Source organism: Chryseobacterium sp. KBW03, assembly GCF_003852415.1.
Classification (GTDB): domain Bacteria; phylum Bacteroidota; class Bacteroidia; order Flavobacteriales; family Weeksellaceae; genus Chryseobacterium; species Chryseobacterium viscerum.
Genome location: NZ_QAJO01000003.1, coordinates 217,191 through 234,424 on the forward strand (window position 1 = coordinate 217,191; position 17,234 = coordinate 234,424).

General features: G+C 35.7%; 16 protein-coding genes and 1 pseudogene. 4 read left to right on the forward strand and 13 right to left on the reverse strand.

What is annotated here, in order from left to right:
- Positions 1–58 precede the first annotated feature (58 nt).
- Positions 59–562 carry a GNAT family N-acetyltransferase gene (locus DBR39_RS04865; RefSeq protein ID WP_124531094.1) on the forward strand — a complete coding sequence of 168 codons (504 nt, stop codon included), beginning with the start codon at positions 59–61 and terminating at the stop codon, positions 560–562.
- A gap of 90 nt (positions 563–652) precedes the next feature.
- On the opposite strand, the gene DBR39_RS04870 is transcribed toward DBR39_RS04865, so the two are convergent.
- The 10 genes and pseudogenes from DBR39_RS04870 to DBR39_RS24585 all read right to left on the reverse strand — a co-directional run bounded on the left by DBR39_RS04870 (position 653) and on the right by DBR39_RS24585 (position 10,998).
- Entirely contained in the window at positions 653–1,165 is a 513-nt protein-coding gene (locus DBR39_RS04870) for a hypothetical protein (RefSeq protein ID WP_124531095.1), read from the reverse strand.
- 103 nt (positions 1,166–1,268) lie between these two features.
- Entirely contained in the window at positions 1,269–2,630 is a 1,362-nt protein-coding gene (locus tag DBR39_RS04875) for an MATE family efflux transporter (protein WP_124531096.1), read from the reverse strand.
- A 101-nt stretch (positions 2,631–2,731) separates the two neighbouring features.
- Entirely contained in the window at positions 2,732–3,916 is a 1,185-nt protein-coding gene (locus tag DBR39_RS04880) for a sigma-54-dependent transcriptional regulator (RefSeq protein ID WP_124531097.1), read from the reverse strand.
- Between the two features lie 56 nt (positions 3,917–3,972).
- Positions 3,973–4,632 carry a YggS family pyridoxal phosphate-dependent enzyme gene (locus tag DBR39_RS04885; protein ID WP_124531098.1) on the reverse strand — a complete coding sequence of 220 codons (660 nt, stop codon included), beginning with the start codon at positions 4,630–4,632 and terminating at the stop codon, positions 3,973–3,975.
- A 123-nt stretch (positions 4,633–4,755) separates the two neighbouring features.
- Positions 4,756–5,619, reverse strand: a complete 864-nt coding sequence (locus DBR39_RS04890) for a polysaccharide deacetylase family protein (RefSeq protein WP_124531099.1) — start codon at positions 5,617–5,619, stop codon at positions 4,756–4,758.
- A 305-nt stretch (positions 5,620–5,924) separates the two neighbouring features.
- Positions 5,925–6,653, reverse strand: a complete 729-nt coding sequence (locus DBR39_RS04895; RefSeq protein WP_124531100.1) for a DUF72 domain-containing protein — start codon at positions 6,651–6,653, stop codon at positions 5,925–5,927.
- 4 nt (positions 6,654–6,657) lie between these two features.
- Positions 6,658–9,519, reverse strand: coding sequence for a heavy metal translocating P-type ATPase (locus DBR39_RS04900; protein ID WP_124531101.1), 2,862 nt, complete (start codon positions 9,517–9,519; stop codon positions 6,658–6,660).
- Between the two features lie 191 nt (positions 9,520–9,710).
- Positions 9,711–10,271 carry a helix-turn-helix domain-containing protein gene (locus tag DBR39_RS04905; RefSeq protein WP_124531102.1) on the reverse strand — a complete coding sequence of 187 codons (561 nt, stop codon included), beginning with the start codon at positions 10,269–10,271 and terminating at the stop codon, positions 9,711–9,713.
- Entirely contained in the window at positions 10,268–10,663 is a 396-nt protein-coding gene (locus DBR39_RS04910; RefSeq protein ID WP_103235690.1) for an acyl-CoA thioesterase, read from the reverse strand. Before DBR39_RS04910 ends, DBR39_RS04905 begins: the two co-directional genes overlap by 4 nt.
- Positions 10,664–10,758: 95 nt before the next feature.
- Positions 10,759–10,998: pseudogene (locus DBR39_RS24585) on the reverse strand (DUF6157 family protein).
- 429 nt (positions 10,999–11,427) lie between these two features.
- Between DBR39_RS24585 and DBR39_RS04915 the strand changes: the two are divergent.
- Together DBR39_RS04915 and DBR39_RS04920 are read left to right on the forward strand one after the other, a co-directional pair.
- On the forward strand, positions 11,428–11,790 hold the full coding sequence (locus DBR39_RS04915) for an RNA recognition motif domain-containing protein (RefSeq protein ID WP_109738282.1): 363 nt from the start codon (positions 11,428–11,430) through the stop codon (positions 11,788–11,790).
- Between the two features lie 138 nt (positions 11,791–11,928).
- On the forward strand, positions 11,929–12,672 hold the full coding sequence (locus tag DBR39_RS04920; protein ID WP_124531103.1) for a curculin domain-containing protein: 744 nt from the start codon (positions 11,929–11,931) through the stop codon (positions 12,670–12,672).
- Between the two features lie 68 nt (positions 12,673–12,740).
- On the opposite strand, the gene DBR39_RS04925 is transcribed toward DBR39_RS04920, so the two are convergent.
- Genes DBR39_RS04925 through DBR39_RS04935 form a run of 3 tightly spaced genes read right to left on the reverse strand, consistent with a single transcriptional unit; the run spans position 12,741 to position 15,646 of the window.
- The gene (locus DBR39_RS04925) at positions 12,741–14,525 is read right to left on the reverse strand and encodes a DUF4153 domain-containing protein (protein ID WP_124531104.1); all 1,785 of its coding nucleotides are present in this window, start codon (positions 14,523–14,525) and stop codon (positions 12,741–12,743) included.
- A gap of 24 nt (positions 14,526–14,549) precedes the next feature.
- Positions 14,550–15,035 carry a BlaI/MecI/CopY family transcriptional regulator gene (locus DBR39_RS04930; protein ID WP_124531105.1) on the reverse strand — a complete coding sequence of 162 codons (486 nt, stop codon included), beginning with the start codon at positions 15,033–15,035 and terminating at the stop codon, positions 14,550–14,552.
- An 8-nt stretch (positions 15,036–15,043) separates the two neighbouring features.
- Positions 15,044–15,646, reverse strand: coding sequence for a phosphatase PAP2 family protein (locus tag DBR39_RS04935; RefSeq protein WP_124531106.1), 603 nt, complete (start codon positions 15,644–15,646; stop codon positions 15,044–15,046).
- Positions 15,647–16,179: 533 nt separating this feature from the next.
- Here DBR39_RS04935 and pdhA point away from each other — a divergent pair.
- Positions 16,180–17,181: a pyruvate dehydrogenase (acetyl-transferring) E1 component subunit alpha gene (gene pdhA, locus DBR39_RS04940; protein ID WP_124531107.1), complete on the forward strand. Its 1,002-nt coding sequence runs from the start codon at positions 16,180–16,182 to the stop codon at positions 17,179–17,181.
- Positions 17,182–17,234 lie beyond the last annotated feature (53 nt).

Consider the following 17,234-nt stretch of genomic DNA (forward strand, 5'->3'; position numbering starts at 1 on the left):
AAAGGGGTGTTTTTAAAATTTAGTATTTTTGCATTAAAATAAGTTGAATCCAATATTCATGGAAAAATTAAAATTCAGAAATGCTGAATTGGCTGATTTAAACAAAATCGTAGCCATCTATAATTCAACAATTGCCTCAAGAATGGTGACTGCAGATATGGAAGAAGTCTCTGTAGAAAGCAAATTAAAATGGTTTGATGAGCACAATCCTCAGACAAGACCACTTTGGGTGGTTGAAGATGACCAGGATCAAATCATTGGATGGGTAAGCTTCAGTTCATTCCATGAAAGAGCAGCATATAATGGTACGGTAGAGGTAAGTATTTATCTGGATGAAAATTGTAGAGGAAAAGGATACGGTAAAACCATTCTTCAGTATTGTATTGATAATGCAGGGGAATTTGGAGTGAAAAACCTTGTAGCACTTATTTTTCTTCATAATGAGCCGAGCTTGAAACTTTTCAGAAACTTTGGTTTTGAAGATTGGGGAAGTCTTCCTAACGTAGCTGTTCTGGATGGTGTGGAAAGAAGCCTGAAGATTTTAGGAAAGAGGATAGATTAATTGGGCAAATTTTAGGAAAATCGGTGACATCCTTAAGATCTGCGAGAGGATATAAAAGAGGCTGGTTCAACTTTGAAACATCTTTAATTTTTACTCTGTAGAGCTATTTTGTTCTGATTTCTGATAATATATATTAATAATTTTATTCCTCCAATTTTGCATTTGTTTAATAATGTCCTCAAGATCTTTTTGGGGATTTAATGCAATAATACCATTGTATACAGGATAATCATGAATATTTAAATTGTAATGGTTTAAAGCTTTTTGTGGGAACTCCAGTTCGTTTTTTATATACTTTGCCAGGATGAAAATTAGTGAAATATTGGGTTCTGAGTAGTAGAGTTGAGAGTTGTCTTCTTCATCAAAAATTTTAAAATCCGTTAAAATTGTTTCTAAATAGTGTTCAAAAGCTAAAATGGCTAGATTGTATATTGATTCATATTCATATTTTTCATTGATAGTTCCCCACCAATCAATACCTTGTTCTTCACATCTCAGATATGCCAAGGCATCGTTCAGCCCTTTGATAATAATCTGCAGCCTTGATACAGCCATATCAAAACTGATTGAATGGCTCCGAAGTTGTTCTGTACTTAATTCCATCAGTTATTTTTTATTTTCATAGTTACTAAATTAAAAGTAATAAAATTCAATAAAAAACGCAGAGCTAAAAAACTCTGCGTCAATATTTACTTATATTTTTATTTTATGAGTTCTGCTTAATTCTTTTAGCAGACATATTCAAGAATCGTTTTACCAGGAAAACAGCTGATACCGTCAATCCTAGTCCGAGTGCGATCCACATTCCAAATGCTCCCATTTTAAGGGTTACACATAAGAAATATCCTAAAGGAATGGTGATCACCCAATAAGCAATGAAAGTATAGATTGATGGGATTTTCACATCCTGCAATCCTCTCAGCATTCCTAAGGCTGTTACCTGTACTCCGTCAGAAAGCTGGAATAAAGCGGCGATAATCATCAGTTTTGAAGCCAGGGTAATCACTTCCACTTCTTCTTTTTTCGTAAAGAAGGTAGGGAGTATATTTCTGCCCAAAATAAATACCAATCCACAGATACACATGAAGATAAAAGCAATTTTCAGGTTGTTGATTCCTACTTTTCTCAGTTCAACAAAGTTCTGCTCACCCAGTTTTCTACCGATCATTACGGTTGAGGCAACACTGAACCCTACACATAAGTTGAAGGTAAATGATGCCATACTTAATGCGATCTGGTGAGACGCAATATCATGAGCAGAAATCAATCCACAGATAAATGCTGCCCCTGCAAACGCGGTTACTTCAAAAAACATCTGTAAAGCTGTAGGTAATCCAAGTCTTACCATTTTATCAAACATCTGTTTTGAAAAATCCTGAATTTTTAAAGAGAAATCTTTGATATAACGTCTTGTTCTTTCTTCTTTTACCAAAACAAAATAAAGGAAAACCACCATGAAAATTCTGGAAATCAAGGTTGCGAGTGCGGATCCCTGTACCCCCATTGCCGGAATTCCCCAAAGTCCTTTGATGAAAACATAGTTTAAGGCAATATTGATGATATTGGCAATAATAGTTGCCTTGGTAACGCCAATAGTATAAGATAGCCCTTCAGAAACTTCACGAAGGGTCTGAAATGCCATAATTGGGATCATGCTGACCACCATTATACTCAGGAAGCTTACCGTGTCTGGAATGATCTTGGCAGGCTGTCCGGAGTGATTGAGGAGTGGCATCCCCATCAGTAAAATGACCATCAGGATAACCCCAACAGACATATTGATGATAAATCCGTGGCTAAATACAGAATTGATGGTTGCGTGATCTTCTTTTGAGTGTGCTTCTGAAACCAATGGAGGAATCGCGAATGAAAAGCCCAGGGCTAATACAAATATGGAGAAAAATACAGCATTCCCCAATGAAACGGATGCCAGTGCATCAGCACCCAACAGTTGTCCGACAATAATATTATCAAATAAGTTTACCGAAACTTGCCCCACCTGAGTAAGCATTACAGGCAGAGCCAAAGTCAGGCATTCTTTCGTATAGTTTTTGTTTAAAAAGTTCATAATATTTTAAGATTCATATAGTTTATAAATTAAATAGGGGCAAAAAAAAATTTGCAGTGAGACACTGCAAATTTTTATAATATTGTAAATAATAGAAGCTATTATTTCCTTACAAAACTTGCAACGTCACTTTCAGAAACAGTGTTTCCACCAAGAATAATTAACCTCTCAACGACATTTCTTAATTCTCTGATATTTCCAGTCCATGAAAGCACTTTTAAAGCATCAATAGCTTTATCATCAAACTTTTTCATAGCAGTACCATGCTCATCAGCAATCATACCTGAAAAATGGTCAACCAATAATTTGATATCTTCTTTTCTTTCATCCAATGGTGGAACATAGATTTCAATAACAGAAAGTCTGTGGTAAAGGTCTTCTCTGAATTTTCCTTCTTCAATTTCCTTCTGCATATTCTTGTTCGTTGCTGCAATTACTCTTACATCAACTTTGATTTCTTTATCACTTCCCACAGGAGAAACTTTGCTTTCCTGAAGAGCTCTCAATACCTTTGCCTGAGCAATAAGGCTCATATCTCCAATCTCGTCAAGGAAGATGGTACCGCCATTAGCCTGCTCAAATTTTCCTTGTTTATCTTTAATAGCACCTGTAAAAGATCCTTTTACGTGGCCGAAAAGTTCAGATTCAATAAGCTCAGACGGAATTGCAGCACAGTTTACCTCTATCATCGGGCCTCTTGCACGCTCACTTTGATTGTGGATAGCATGAGCAACCAATTCTTTTCCGGCACCATTGGGTCCTGTGATCAGAACTCTGGCGTCAGATACCGCTACCTTTTCGATCATATCCTGGATCTTTTGAAGAGCAGGAGAGTTACCGATCATCTGGTATTTTTTGTTGACTTTCTTCTTTAAGGTTTTATTTTCGGTCTGAAGATTTTTGTTTTCTTTCTTCAAAGTTTCCTTAACCAATGCATTTTTCACACTCGTGATCAATCTGTTGATATCAATTGGCTTGGAGATAAAATCGTATGCGCCCTCTTTCAAACAGGAAACAGCAGAATCAATATCTGCGTGGCCTGAGATCATGATAAAAGTAGTTTCTGGTTTTAATGCGAGACTTTGCTTCAAAAGTTCAGTTCCTGAAAGTTTAGGCATTTTGATATCAGAAATCACCAATGCGAAATCTTCTTTTTCTAGCTGTTTGTAACCTTCAAGGCCGTCTTCTGCGATAACAAATTCATAATCGGTTAGTTCATCCGAAAGAATACTATGAAGTACTCCTGAGATTGCTTTTTCGTCTTCTACTATAAGGATTTTTTGCATAGTTGCAAATTTAAATTTTTTGTTTCAATTATTAGCAAAAACCATACCTAAATATTCTATTTTGAGTAGTCTCGTCTGCCAAAAATGGCAGATCCAACCCTCACAGAATTAGCCCCGCACTCAATGGCTACCGGGAAATCATCACTCATTCCCATTGATAAGATATTTAATGTTTTTAGTTGATTTAATTCATCAAAAAGACCCTTCAGTATTAAAAACTCATTTCTTACCTGCTGTTCATCATCCGTGAATGTTGCCATTCCCATTAAGCCGGTAATTTCAATATGGGGAAATTTACCTTCAATATATTGTTGAAACAGATCTTTAGCTTCTGAAATTTCAAGGCCGAATTTACTTTCCTCAGCCGCAATTTTCACCTGTAAAAGAACTTTAATAACTCTGTTGTGTTTTCCAGATTCCTTGTTGATTTCTGCCAATAATTTTTCAGAATCCACACTTTGTATGGTATCTATAAAAGAAGCAATGTACTTGACTTTATTGGTCTGCAAATGACCGATCAGGTGCCATTGGATGTCATCAGGAAGAAGAGGGGACTTCTCCATCAGTTCCTGCACCTTATTTTCTCCAAAAACCTTTTGTCCCAGATCATACACTTCCTGAACGGCAGAAGCCGGATGTGTTTTCGAAACGGCAACCAGCTGAACGCCGGATGGCAGTTGATCTTTTATAGCGATGTAATTTTCTTTAATACTCATAGGTGCAAATTTCCGAAAATTCCCCGAAGGTTCAAAGCTCAGGGGTTTAAAGTTTAATGTCGTGGAGTCTGGATGTTCCGGCCAGATATTTTAATCTGTAATCTGTTGAATCTAATCTCTTTGTTAATTCAAAACTTCATTGATCTTAGGATACTGAGAAATTTTTCTGAAAACAAACCTGTTGCTTTTCTGTAATTTTTCAATAAACATATCCAGCTCATTGATAGAATCTGCATCTCTGAGATATTGGTCGTGGGTAAGGAAAACAAGATGTCTTGACGTTTTTTCAAGGTCGTTAAAGAAAATACTGTCCACTTTCTTGATCATTGCTTCATGACTTCCCTTTAAAGTCATTTTTTGGGAAGGTCTCCATTCAAGATCCCAGCCGATCACTTTATAACCTGCTTTTTTAAGACCGTCTGCTGAGGCAGTGGAGCTTTTGATATCGGTTACGTTGATATTATTGAGTCTCCAGATATTTCTTCCCGGAGTTCTTGCTATTTTATCTGAAAGCTTCAGGCTATCTTTGGCGATATCAAAATCATGAACTACAGCGTCAGCATTTTTATAAAAATCGGTGTACTTGTTGTGGGCATGAGTAAAACTGTGATTCGCCAGCTCTATCAGTGGGTTTTGCTTCAGAAGCAGTAAGTCATCTTTCTGTTTCTTGCTTCCATAGGCATGTTTCCCCACCAGAAAGGCAGTTGCACAAACATTTCTTTTGTCAAGGATTTTTAAAAGATTTTCGGTTCCCTGATTGGGACCATCATCGAAGGTAAGGTAGATCACTCTTTTATCCGGGTCTACATTTTCATCATCCATTTTAGGAACTATTTCTGCGGCAGGATGTTCTTGTGAATTGACGACGGGGTCATTCACCTCATTCTTGAAATTACAGCTGTTCAATAAAACTGAAGTTGCACTCACCAATGCAAACACCCCGAGAAAAGTCGCATTTTTTGACTTTCCTGCAAAAATTTTTTTCATAAAGATAATGGAATTTTAAATTGTTAAAAATCGTTAAAAATAACAGTTGAAAGTTAACAAATTATATGCCATGCTGTACACTTATTTTTCTTTTTAAGCTTATTTTAAGAACTTTATTATAAGGCGATTTTCCTTTTAAATCCTAATTGGGAACATATGTTTTTCTTTTCTTTAAATTTTAACATTTATAAATATCAAACCAATAGTCTTTCTCTATTTATGTTGAATTAAAAATATTTTCATAGGATGGGGAATTATTTTTATTTTAACAAATATTAGAAAACTGGAAAAGAAGATAACCGGTTCTATTCTAAAATACTTTTTAAATACAAGGCATTTCGAATGGCAGCGGTTCCCCATGTATTATTGAAAAATATAAAAAGGGTCTGCTTATGATTCTTAATTTTTTCAGCGAGCTCATTCATAAAGTTTTCGCTGTATTCTGATTTGTAAAGGATGGGTTTTCCGTGAAGTCTGTAATAGAGTGTTTGGGGATGATTGATGATGATATCTTCAGGAAGATCACCCGGAAAACTGACGCCGGAAAAAACAATATGATGGGCTTTTAAAAGATCAAAAACTTCTTTTTGCCACCATGAGCGGTGACGGAATTCAATCACATTCAGAAAAGCATGATCCATACTATTAATAATACGTTCTGTATTTTCTGGGGTGTTTTTAAAGGAAGGGGGAAATTGGTATAGAAATCCGGATAGCTTCTCTTTCAGATTGCTTTGAATATGATGGCAGAATACTGCGATTTCTTCTTTAGAATTTTCAAGTCGGTTTTCGTGAGTGATGGATTTTGGAATTTTAATAAAGAACCTGAATTCATCAGGGGTTTCATCATACCATTTCAGAAGTGTTTTTGCTGTAGGTTTCCTGTAGAAGGTAGAATTGATCTCTACCGCGTTGAAAGTTTTTGAATATAAAGAAAGAAAGTCTTTACTAGGTATATTTTCAGGGTATAAAGACCCTTTCCAGTCGTTATTATAAAATCCTGAACATCCTATGTAAAGACTTCCTTTTTTCATGCTGTTATTTTATATTCAAATCCACTGAGTTTAATCTCAAAGAATTCAGAATCACAGATAAAGAGCTGACGCTCATCGCCGCAGCAGCTATCATTGGTGATAAGAGAATTCCAAAGAATGGATACAATAATCCTGCCGCTACAGGAACTCCCAACACATTATAGATAAATGCGAAGAATAAGTTCTCTTTAATATTTTTGAGAAGTTTTTCACTGAGAAGCTTTGCTTTTGCTACTCCTAGAATATCACCTTGTAATAAAGTGATTTCGGCACTTTCAATCGCTACGTCCGTTCCTGTTCCCATTGCAATTCCGACATTGGATTGGGCTAGGGCAGGAGAGTCGTTGATCCCGTCTCCGGTCATGGCAACGATTTTTCCTTGCTGCTGTAGTTTTTTTACTTCATTCAGTTTATCCTCAGGAAGACAATTGGCTTTGAAATGTTTGATTCCTAATTCATCAGCTACGGCTTTGGCGGTATGCTCGTTATCACCAGTCATCATGATTACATCGATACCTTCGCTCATCAGCTGTTTCACTGCTTTTTTAGAGCTTTCTTTGATTTTATCTGTAAAGCTTATGAAGCCAAGCACCTGCTGATCCTTAGCGATATAAGAAATCGTATGGGCTTTTGACTGTACTTCTATTGCTTTTTGTTTTAAAGTCTCCGGAATCTGGATCTGATGGGTCGTCAACAGGTTTTCATTTCCTAAATAGGTGGTTTTACCATTAATGTTTCCTTTTATTCCTTTTCCGGAAATATTTTCAAACTGATCTACTTTTTCAGCGTTTATATTTTCTTCTTTTGCTCTCTTTATAACGGCATTGGAAAGTGGATGTTCGGAATTTTGATTCAAAGAAAAAGCCAGTTTTAAAATCTGATTCTTATCTTCATGATCTACCGTTTCAATATATTCTACGGAAGGTTTTCCTTCTGTTAAAGTTCCTGTTTTATCAGTGATTAATACGTTGACTTTATGCATTTGCTCAAGAGCTTCAGCATTTTTGATCAGGATTCCGTTTTTAGCACCTTTCCCGATTCCTACCATTAATGACATTGGAGTTGCCAGTCCAAGGGCACAAGGACATGCGACGATTAAGACCGCAACAGCGTTCACGAAAGCAAATAAGCTTCTTTTTCCTTCCGGTCCGAAGAACTGCCATAGAATAAAAGTAAGCACAGCAATAAGGATGACCACAGGAACAAATACTTTTGAAACTTTATCTGTCAGCTTCTGGATAGGCGCTTTGCTTCGACTGGCTTCATTCACCATTTTAATGATCTGTGAAAGCAATGTTTCGTCACCTACTTTTTCCGCTTTCATGATGAATACCTGATTACCGTTTATCGTTCCCGAAGAGACCTTGTCATCTACACTTTTTTCAATAGGGATAGGCTCTCCGGTGATCATACTTTCATCTACTATAGAATTTCCTTCTGTAATTTTTCCGTCTACCGGAATTTTTTCACCGGGTTTTACCTTTAATAAGTCTCCTATTTTTACCTGAGAAAGCAGAACTCTTTTTTCTTCACCGTTTACCATAAGATTGGCTTCATCGGGTGAAAGGTTCATTAATTCTTTGATGGCATTTCCTGTTTTTTTATGGGCTGCAGCTTCCATTAGCTGGCCTAGAATAACAAGGGTTAAAATCACACAGACGGCCTCAAAATACAACGGAATTTCATGATTATGGCCACGGATCTCATGCGGAATAATATCAGGGAAAATTAAAGCTGCAATACTGAAAATAAATGCTGCCGCTACGCCCAAAGCGATAAGGCTGAACATATTGAGATTCCATGTTTTAAAAGAAACCCATCCTCTTTTTAATAAGAACCAGCCGGAATAAAACATCACCGGAAGAGTCAGAGCAAGCTCAATAAACCCCTGGACCTGATGTGAGAAAGGGAAATTGATAAACATTCCTCCCATTGAAAGGATAAAAACAGGAATGGTAAATGCTAATGAAGCAATGAACTTTCTCTTTAATATAGTATAGGTTTCGTCTTCATCATCATTACTGCTGTCAGGCATTCTTACGAGATCCATTCCACAGATCGGGCAGTCTCCCGGTTCGTCACGGATGATTTCCGGGTGCATCGGACAGGTGTATTTTGCCACTTTCTTTTCCGGATATTTTACAAGGTCCATTCCGCACACGGGGCATCCTACATTAGAATCATAGGTTTTATCCCCTTCACAATACATAGGGCAATAGTACTTGCCGGCCATTTCATCGGTCACTTTTGGAGCTTCATGATGATGGCCGTGATGCTCATGATGAGAATGGGAATGAGAGTGATGTTGATGTGAGACTGCTTTTTGGGCAAGCTCTTCAGTGATTGGCTCCAGGTCCATATGGCAAACCGGGCATTCTCCTTTTTCATCATATACTGTATCACCCTCGCAAAACATTGGGCAATACTGTTTTCCGATACTGTCTTTAAAGTTTTCAGGAAGATTGGTGGCTGAATAGGTTGGTTTATGATTAGGATCTTTGGCCAGTTTTTCTTCAATAGGTACGAGGTACATTTTGCAGACAGGACATCTTTCACCCTGTTTGAAATAGACTTTATCTCCTTCGCATTCCATTGGACAATAGTATACTGAAGACGGAGATACCCGGTCCTGAGGTTTTACAAAAGCTTTCTCAGGATTATTGGGATCTTCAAGTCTGTATTTTCCTATTTCTGCCAAAGCATCATTTAAAACTGAAAGTTTCACTTCATGATCAGAAGTGATTGTTGCGGTATTGTTTTCCAGATTTACATCGGCTTTAATACCATCAATACTGTTCAGTTGATTGGATATCTTTTTCTGGCAGCCGGAACAGGTCATTCCGAGTATTTTATACTGTTGGTCCATGATTCTTAAATTTATAGTACAAATTTCCAAAATGGAATTCTAAGGCTGTTATAAATTTAAGGATAATAGTTATAAAATTAGGAGAGGGAGAGGTTGGAGGGTGGGAGAGTTTGAGTGTATTAGGGTGGGGGAGTAAAATGTTTATGCTTTAATTACATGGAAAATTCCCCGTACTCAAACTCTCAAGCATATTAGAGATTGTCAAGTGCTTTGCGGTTGTGTTCTTTCAGTTTTTTGAACTCAGTAGGAGTAAAGCCTGTTACATTCCGGAATTGGGAAGAGAGATGCTGAACACTTTTGTAGCCAAGCTTTCCTGCAATTTCGGTAAGATTGAATTCATTATATAGAAGAAGTTCTTTTACCTTTTCAATTTTCTGAAGGATGAAGAACTGTTCTAACGTAATATTTTCATTTTGTGAAAACGTTTTTGAAAGAGCGCTGTAATCCTTATGAAGTTTTGAACTTAAAAATTCTGAAAGCAGAAAATCTTCAGAAATATCAAGCTCGCTAACCTTTACAATGATTAGATTTTTAATTTTTTCAACAAGTTGATGAGCAGAATCCATGATTCTTTCAAAACCTGTATCCAACAGTTGTTTTTCTATGATCTGCATTGTATCAGGGGAGATTTCAGAATCGGTTTCTATTTCACCTAATACGGCAGCGTTTATCTTTACATCTGCATTACGGAAAATGTTTTCCACTGCCGCAATGCATCTGTTGCAGACCATATTTTTTATGAAAATTTTCATAGGTTTCCGTTTAACCTGTCTTTTACAAATTCGATCTGGGTTTTGCCATGAGGAGCAGGGTTGCCTTCTGCATCAAGGTTTACCATTACAATTTTATCTACGGTAATAATGGTTTGATGGGTCATTTTGTTTCGTACATCACACCTTAAAGCAATAGAGGAAGATCCGAAATGGGTAGCTTCAATTCCTATTTCTATAATGTCTCCCTGTTTGGCAGAGCTGACAAAGTTAATTTCAGAGATAAATTTCGTTACCACTTTTGTGTTTTCCAACTGGATAATAGCATAAAGGGCTGCTTCTTCATCGATCCATTGGAGGAGTCTTCCTCCGAAAAGTGAATGGTTTGGGTTTAGATCTTCGGGTTTTACCCATTTTCTGGTATGGTAGTTCATGTCTTTTTAATTTGCAGTACAAATTTAGTGTTAAAAGCTGATCTTTTCAAAAGAATAGCATTTATTGATCTGAAAAGGATGATTCATTTTCTCAATCATTTTCTTTTGGAACACATGGCTTTTATTTTTGCAGTAAAAGTATCATTTAGTAATGTTTGACATTCATTGCTTTCTATTGTAAACAGAGCTATTTTCCTCTTCTTATTATGATAAATTTCAAATCCTTATTTTGGGATTGGGAGGTGTGTCTGATTGTTGGAAAAGAATTTTTCACTTTCTTTGTGTTTTTCATAATCTGAAATATCATATTTAATAACATAACATTCAAAAATGATATCGCCTGATGAATATTGATACGGATTTTATGAGTTTCTCACAGTGAAGATCGATAATCGTCTTGTTTTTTTGAGAGAGGTGCTGGTGCTTGATAAACCGGGCAGTTTTCGACCGATTCAATAAAAGTATTGATGTAATTGGTAGTATGCTGTTTATATTTCTTATGATTCTATTTGAAATATTAAATAATTTTAACTAAACCTATTTTTGAGTTTATTTAATTGATAATCAGTTTGTTATTGTTGTTTTTGGTGGCTTTTTACCGCTTCGATTCAACATAATGTGAGAAATATGTAAAAAAAGCTTGGATTTGATTATTTTAATTGTATCTTGCATACGTTTATATTTGGAATCAATATTTGTTCATTAATTTATGTTGCTTTTCTTTTATATACCAAATTTTTATTAATTTTTTAATTTATTTTAAAATGAACATTTTTGTTTCAAACATCAATTACGCAACTAAAGAGTATGAGTTGCACGATCTATTCGCAGAATTTGGTGATGTATCATCAGCTAAAATCGTTACAGACAGAGAAACTGGTCGTTCCAGAGGTTTCGGTTTTGTAGAGATGGGTGATGAAGAAGGACAGCAGGCTATTGAAGCTCTTAACCAGAAAGAATTCAACGGAAAAGCTCTAAACGTATCTGAAGCTAAGCCAAGAGAAGAAAAACCAAGAAGAAGCTTCGACAACAACAGAGGCGGAGGTTACGGTGGAGGTAACAACAATAGAGGCGGAGGCTATGGCGGTGGTAACAACAACCGTAGCGGAGGCGGAAATCGTTGGTAAAAATATGAAGCGGCTTTTAAGCCGCTTTTTTTGTGGAATTTAATTTCCAGTCAATCATATAATTAGAGTTAGGATTGAAATATTGAGGTGTTTTGGCATAATTTTAGAAAATTATCAATCAATCGAAAAATAATTATAATGAAAAAACATTTATTAGCATTAATGATGGTGTTTGGTGGATTATTAATCAATGCACAAAACATTTACACTGGGCAGACAATAGAACAAAACAGAAAATATTGGGCGAATAACAACCGATATTATCTGATTTTCCAAAATGATGGTAACCTGGTTTTATACAATAGAGCGGGTGCTTCAATCTGGGATTCAAAAACGGCCAACAGAGGAGTGAAAGCAATTTTTCAGGAAGATGGGAATCTTGTAGTGTATACACCAGGAAACGGAGTTGCTTTCAGTACCAGTACCAACGGAAGAAGAGCTGATAAATTGACGATTCAAGATGACGGTAATCTTGTCGTTTACAATGGGTCTAATGCTTTGTGGGCTTCAAAAAACGGAAGTGGAAACAATAATGACTATGGACGTGGTAACGGTTCTGTAGATGCCGGACACAGATTCAGAAAAGGTGAAAAACTTTTCTCTTCTAACCGTAACTATTATCTGATTTTCCAAAATGATGGGAATCTTGTTTTGTCAAACAATAATGGTGATCCGATCTGGGGAACAGGTACAGATAACAAAGGAAGCAGAGCAGAATTCCAGAGTGATGGAAATCTTGTAATTTATGATTCTTACAACAAATCTGTATGGAGTTCTAATACTTCCAGAAGAGGAGGTGCTAAACTTACTGTACAGGATGATGGAAATTTAGTAATCTATGGAAACTATTCTCCAGTCTGGAGTTCAGGAACTCAGAGATAAGAGAAACTGATATTTCTAAAAAAAGAATAAAAAAAGACTGTCCGTGTGGCAGTCTTTTTTATGATATATTATTTTAATCTTATAAGAAGATAAGCATTGTCGTAATAAATGCTGGCAAGATTATCATCGGAATATTTCTCCCGTGTGATTTCATTAAAAATAAGCTTAATATGGTATTTTCCCAGATCAGACTCCATGGCGATATCAGGGACTTTTACAGTTCCGGTTTTATTTTTATTGACTTCAAATAATTTGATGATTTGGGGTCCAAAATCGATTTCTTCCTTGGCATTTAACGTTAGTTTTAATGATGATTTCTCTGTTAGTTGATCGATGATTCCAAACTGATCTTCGTTCAGCTTTTGCGGATCTCTGCCGTAGCGTGGGAAGGATAATAAATACTGATAGTTTGCAATTTCCATGACCTGTTTTTCAGAAACGAGAACAATTCTATTCACTTCGTACGGTTTGTTTTTTGAAGTGATATTTACATCTGAAAATTTGTTCTGGATATCATATTTTATACCATAAAATGCCCCCTTTTCAATATTATCTGATAATTCAGTCTGAGCTTTTTGATCCAGAAGATTTGATAAAAATTTCCCTTGCTTTCTTTCGGCTAGAAATTCAAATTTATCAGCAATTTCAGTCCGTACTGTATCGGTTATTTTCTTATTGAAATTAATTTTGTTGCCACTGATTAACTGATTTTTATTTAAAATATTCATCAGTTCTGTTTTCTGACTTCTTTGAGCTACACTGAAGGCATTGAAATAAGGAAAAATTAAAGCAAAAGCTCCAAACAGAAATAAACTGACCGGAATGAATTTTATAGTAGCTTTTCTATTAAAAATAAAGTAAATAACAATACTCAACAGCCATAGAGCAAGCATCAGTACAAAATACCTTGGTTCTGTATACCCGTATTCTAAAATTCTTGTAAAAATAGCAGTGAAAAGAAGGATGATCAAAGGAGCAATGGTATAGTAAAATGCCTTTGAAAATATTCTAACCCAGGATTTCGCATTCTCCTCTTTTAGTGGATGTACAAGCAGCAGTGCCAGGATGCCAACGGTACTGTAGGCTAGAATAAGGTAAGAAACCCAGCCTCTTGGAAGTTGCCAGTTGATTAATATTTTAGCAGAATAGAAGTAAAGAATAGCTGCATATATAAGCAGTAACGGAATAAGAATAAACTGAGTGAAAAACTTTAAAACAACAGGATAAGTTCCATCTTTTTCGAGATTATTTAACCCTTTATCATTAAATAAGAGAAAGATAAAACTGCTTCCAAAAATAGCCAGAACAAAGAATGTATCCGTATAGGCCCTGTGGTGAAAATGAAAATCAAAAAGATTATCAACAGCTACGATCGCCAGCTCAACTCCGCCGGTCAAAACGCCTGTAAATACAACCGTAAGAAAGAAATTAACAAAGAGATTTTTATTGTACTGCCAAAATCTAAGTTCCCTATCTTTCTCCAGAAACGGAACGAAAGAAACCAATAAGTGGAAGAGAAGAGATGTGATGGCAATGATATAAACGTAAACTTCTGTAAAATTATTCTTTTTATCAGGGAGAATACAATAGAATCCTATAAGAAAAGCAATACCTGATGCATGTAACAGTAATTCTTTCCCAATTCTCTGAGATAACATTTTCAATGCAAACATCAGGGAAATTCCGAGACAGGCACAAATAGTAAATCTGGTGTAAACGGTAGTTTCATCAAAGGTACTTTCCGCAATACAAATAGCACCAATAGAAGCTAATAAAGCCATTACCAGAATTATTGGATATCGGAAAATGACTTCATTGGCCCGGCTTACCGTTGCCTGGAATTTTGTTTTCATGATTTGGTGTTTTTGGAATTTAGGTTAATCCTTTTTCTTTTTTTTCTTTTTGTCCTTATCTTTCTCTTTTACTTTGGTCTTTTTCTCTTTTTTTGGACTTAAAATTTCTTCAGCAATTTCAAATTTAGGTTCTTCAATTTTGGCTGGTTTTATTTCAATTTTAAGATCAAAATGTCCCTTCATGTCTTCCTGAGAGATCAATTTTTCACTTAATAGAAGTTCCAGAATTTCTTTTCCTGAATCATTAAAAAAGTTGCGTGAAAGTTCTTTCAATAGAAATTTCTTATACTCTGTCAAAGGAACAAGAACGGTATATTTGAAGATCCTTCCTTCTTTTACTGTTGATAGATAGCCTTTTTCAACTAATATTTTCAAATAAGTGGAAACCGTGTTCTGGTGTGGTTTCGGTTCCGGATGCTGCTCCATAACATCCTTCAGATAGAAAGATTCCATTTTCCAAAACAGCTTCATAAAGTTTTCCTCTGCGGCGGTAAGATGATTTATTTTCATAGAGTATTCTAATGTTGAAATTGAATATTGCAATAAAGATAGATAAAAGATACCATAAAAGCTATTCCAGCGCCCATAAATACTTCTTTTACGGTGTGTCTTTTTAAAATAACCCGGGTAACACCAACCAAAATAGCGATTCCCAGCCACGCAAGTCCCATTTTCCAGCCCAATGAGAAAAATAAGGCAGCTACAAATATGTTGAATGCAGTATGCATCGAGCTTTTGATATAAAGATTGCTGATCTGAAGAGCAAAAAGAAGGATTAAAATAAACAGCATGATAAGATCAATAGATCCGTTTCTGATGTAATTGAAAATAAGATACGCAATTACACAGACTGCAATAAATATATAAAGAGTTTTCCTTTGAACCCGGTTGGATACATCCATATTGGTATATCTTCCCGTCTTCACATTCCACACAAGCCATATGACAACGGGAATAATGATCATTGATAATACTGGAAGGAAATAAAGTAAAGAATCTTTAAGGGTGTATTCTCTGATGCTCATGTATACAAAAAAAATGATCAGAGAGACCAAAGGATTGAAAAAATCAGAGATGACTTTTGAAATCTTGTGTAGTAATGAAGACTGCTTTTCTTCCATATTTTAGTTTAAAAACCAAATATACTACTATAAGCTCAAAAATCAAATGAATATCCATCAATAGGAAGAATGTGAGAGTTGTTTAAGTGATTGTTTATAAGTGTATTGATCTTAAGGAGGGTCTTTTTTAATTTTTATATTAAATTCATTAATAATACTAAAGACAGAAACTCGGGGTGTATAGAGTTTCCTCTGAAAAGAAGCTGTCGAAATGACCAAAAGTTATGTTAACAATAATTAAAGGAGAAAGAAGTGGAGGGGTAAAGAGCCATGAATTTCTGATATTTCTGCCCCTTTTACTATTTCAAAAAAGGCACATAGATAGGCTGGTTCCTTATATATGGGAGTAGAGAAATAACAGATAGGACGGTGCTTCATGAGTAGATCCAAGGCTCGAAAATTAAGAATAATCCATTCAGTGCGCAAATAGATTTTACAGAAAAAACGAAAAGTTATCTATCTATAGAATAAAAACGAAGTTTTTTTCATAATTTTGCTCAACTATTTCATCATAAAAAAGCAAGAGCTAACACATGAAAGAATTTTCTAAAGAGGTATACCTGAAGTGGTATGAAGATATGACAATGTGGAGAAGGTTTGAAGACAAATGCCGTTCTCTTTACCTAAAACAAAAGATCAGAGGTTTTTTACATTTGTATAATGGTCAGGAAGCTATCCCTGCTGGATTCACACATGCAATGGATCTAACAAAGGATAGTATGATTACTGCTTACAGATGCCACATTCATCCAATGGCGATGGGAGTGGATCCTAAAAGAATCATGGCTGAACTTTGCGGTAAAGCTACAGGAACATCCGGAGGTATGGGTGGATCTATGCACATTTTCAGTAAAGAACACCGTTTTTATGGAGGACACGGTATCGTTGGAGGACAAATTCCTTTAGGAGCAGGTATTGCTTTCGCAGATAAATATTTTGACAGAAAAGCAGTGAACATCTGTTTCTTTGGAGATGGTGCTGCAAGACAAGGTTCTTTACATGAGACATTCAACATGGCTATGAACTGGAAGCTGCCTGTAGTATTTGTTGTAGAAAACAACCAATATGCAATGGGAACTTCTGTAAAAAGAACTGCCAACCACGAAGATATCTATAAATTAGGATTAGGATACGAAATGCCTTGCCTTGCTGTAGATGCAATGGATCCTGAAAAAGTAGCAGAAGCTGCTTATGAAGCTATTGAAAGAGCAAGAAGAGGAGACGGTCCTACTTTCATTGAAGCAAGAACTTACCGTTACAGAGGACACTCTATGTCTGATGCTGAGCCATACAGATCTAAAGAAGAGGTAGCTATTCATAAAAATGATGACCCAATCGAGCTTGTAAAGCACAGAATTTTAGAAAACGGATGGGCTACAGAAGAAGAATTGGAAGCTACGGATAATAAATCAAGAGACTTCGTTGACGAATGTATCGAATTTATGGAAAACTCTCCTTATCCAGAGGTTGATAAGATCTATGAATATGTATACGCTCAGGAAAACTATCCATTCCTAGACAAATTAGAAAATTAATAATTAGATAATTTGAGAATTTGAAAATGAATTAAATTTTTTAATTCTCACGT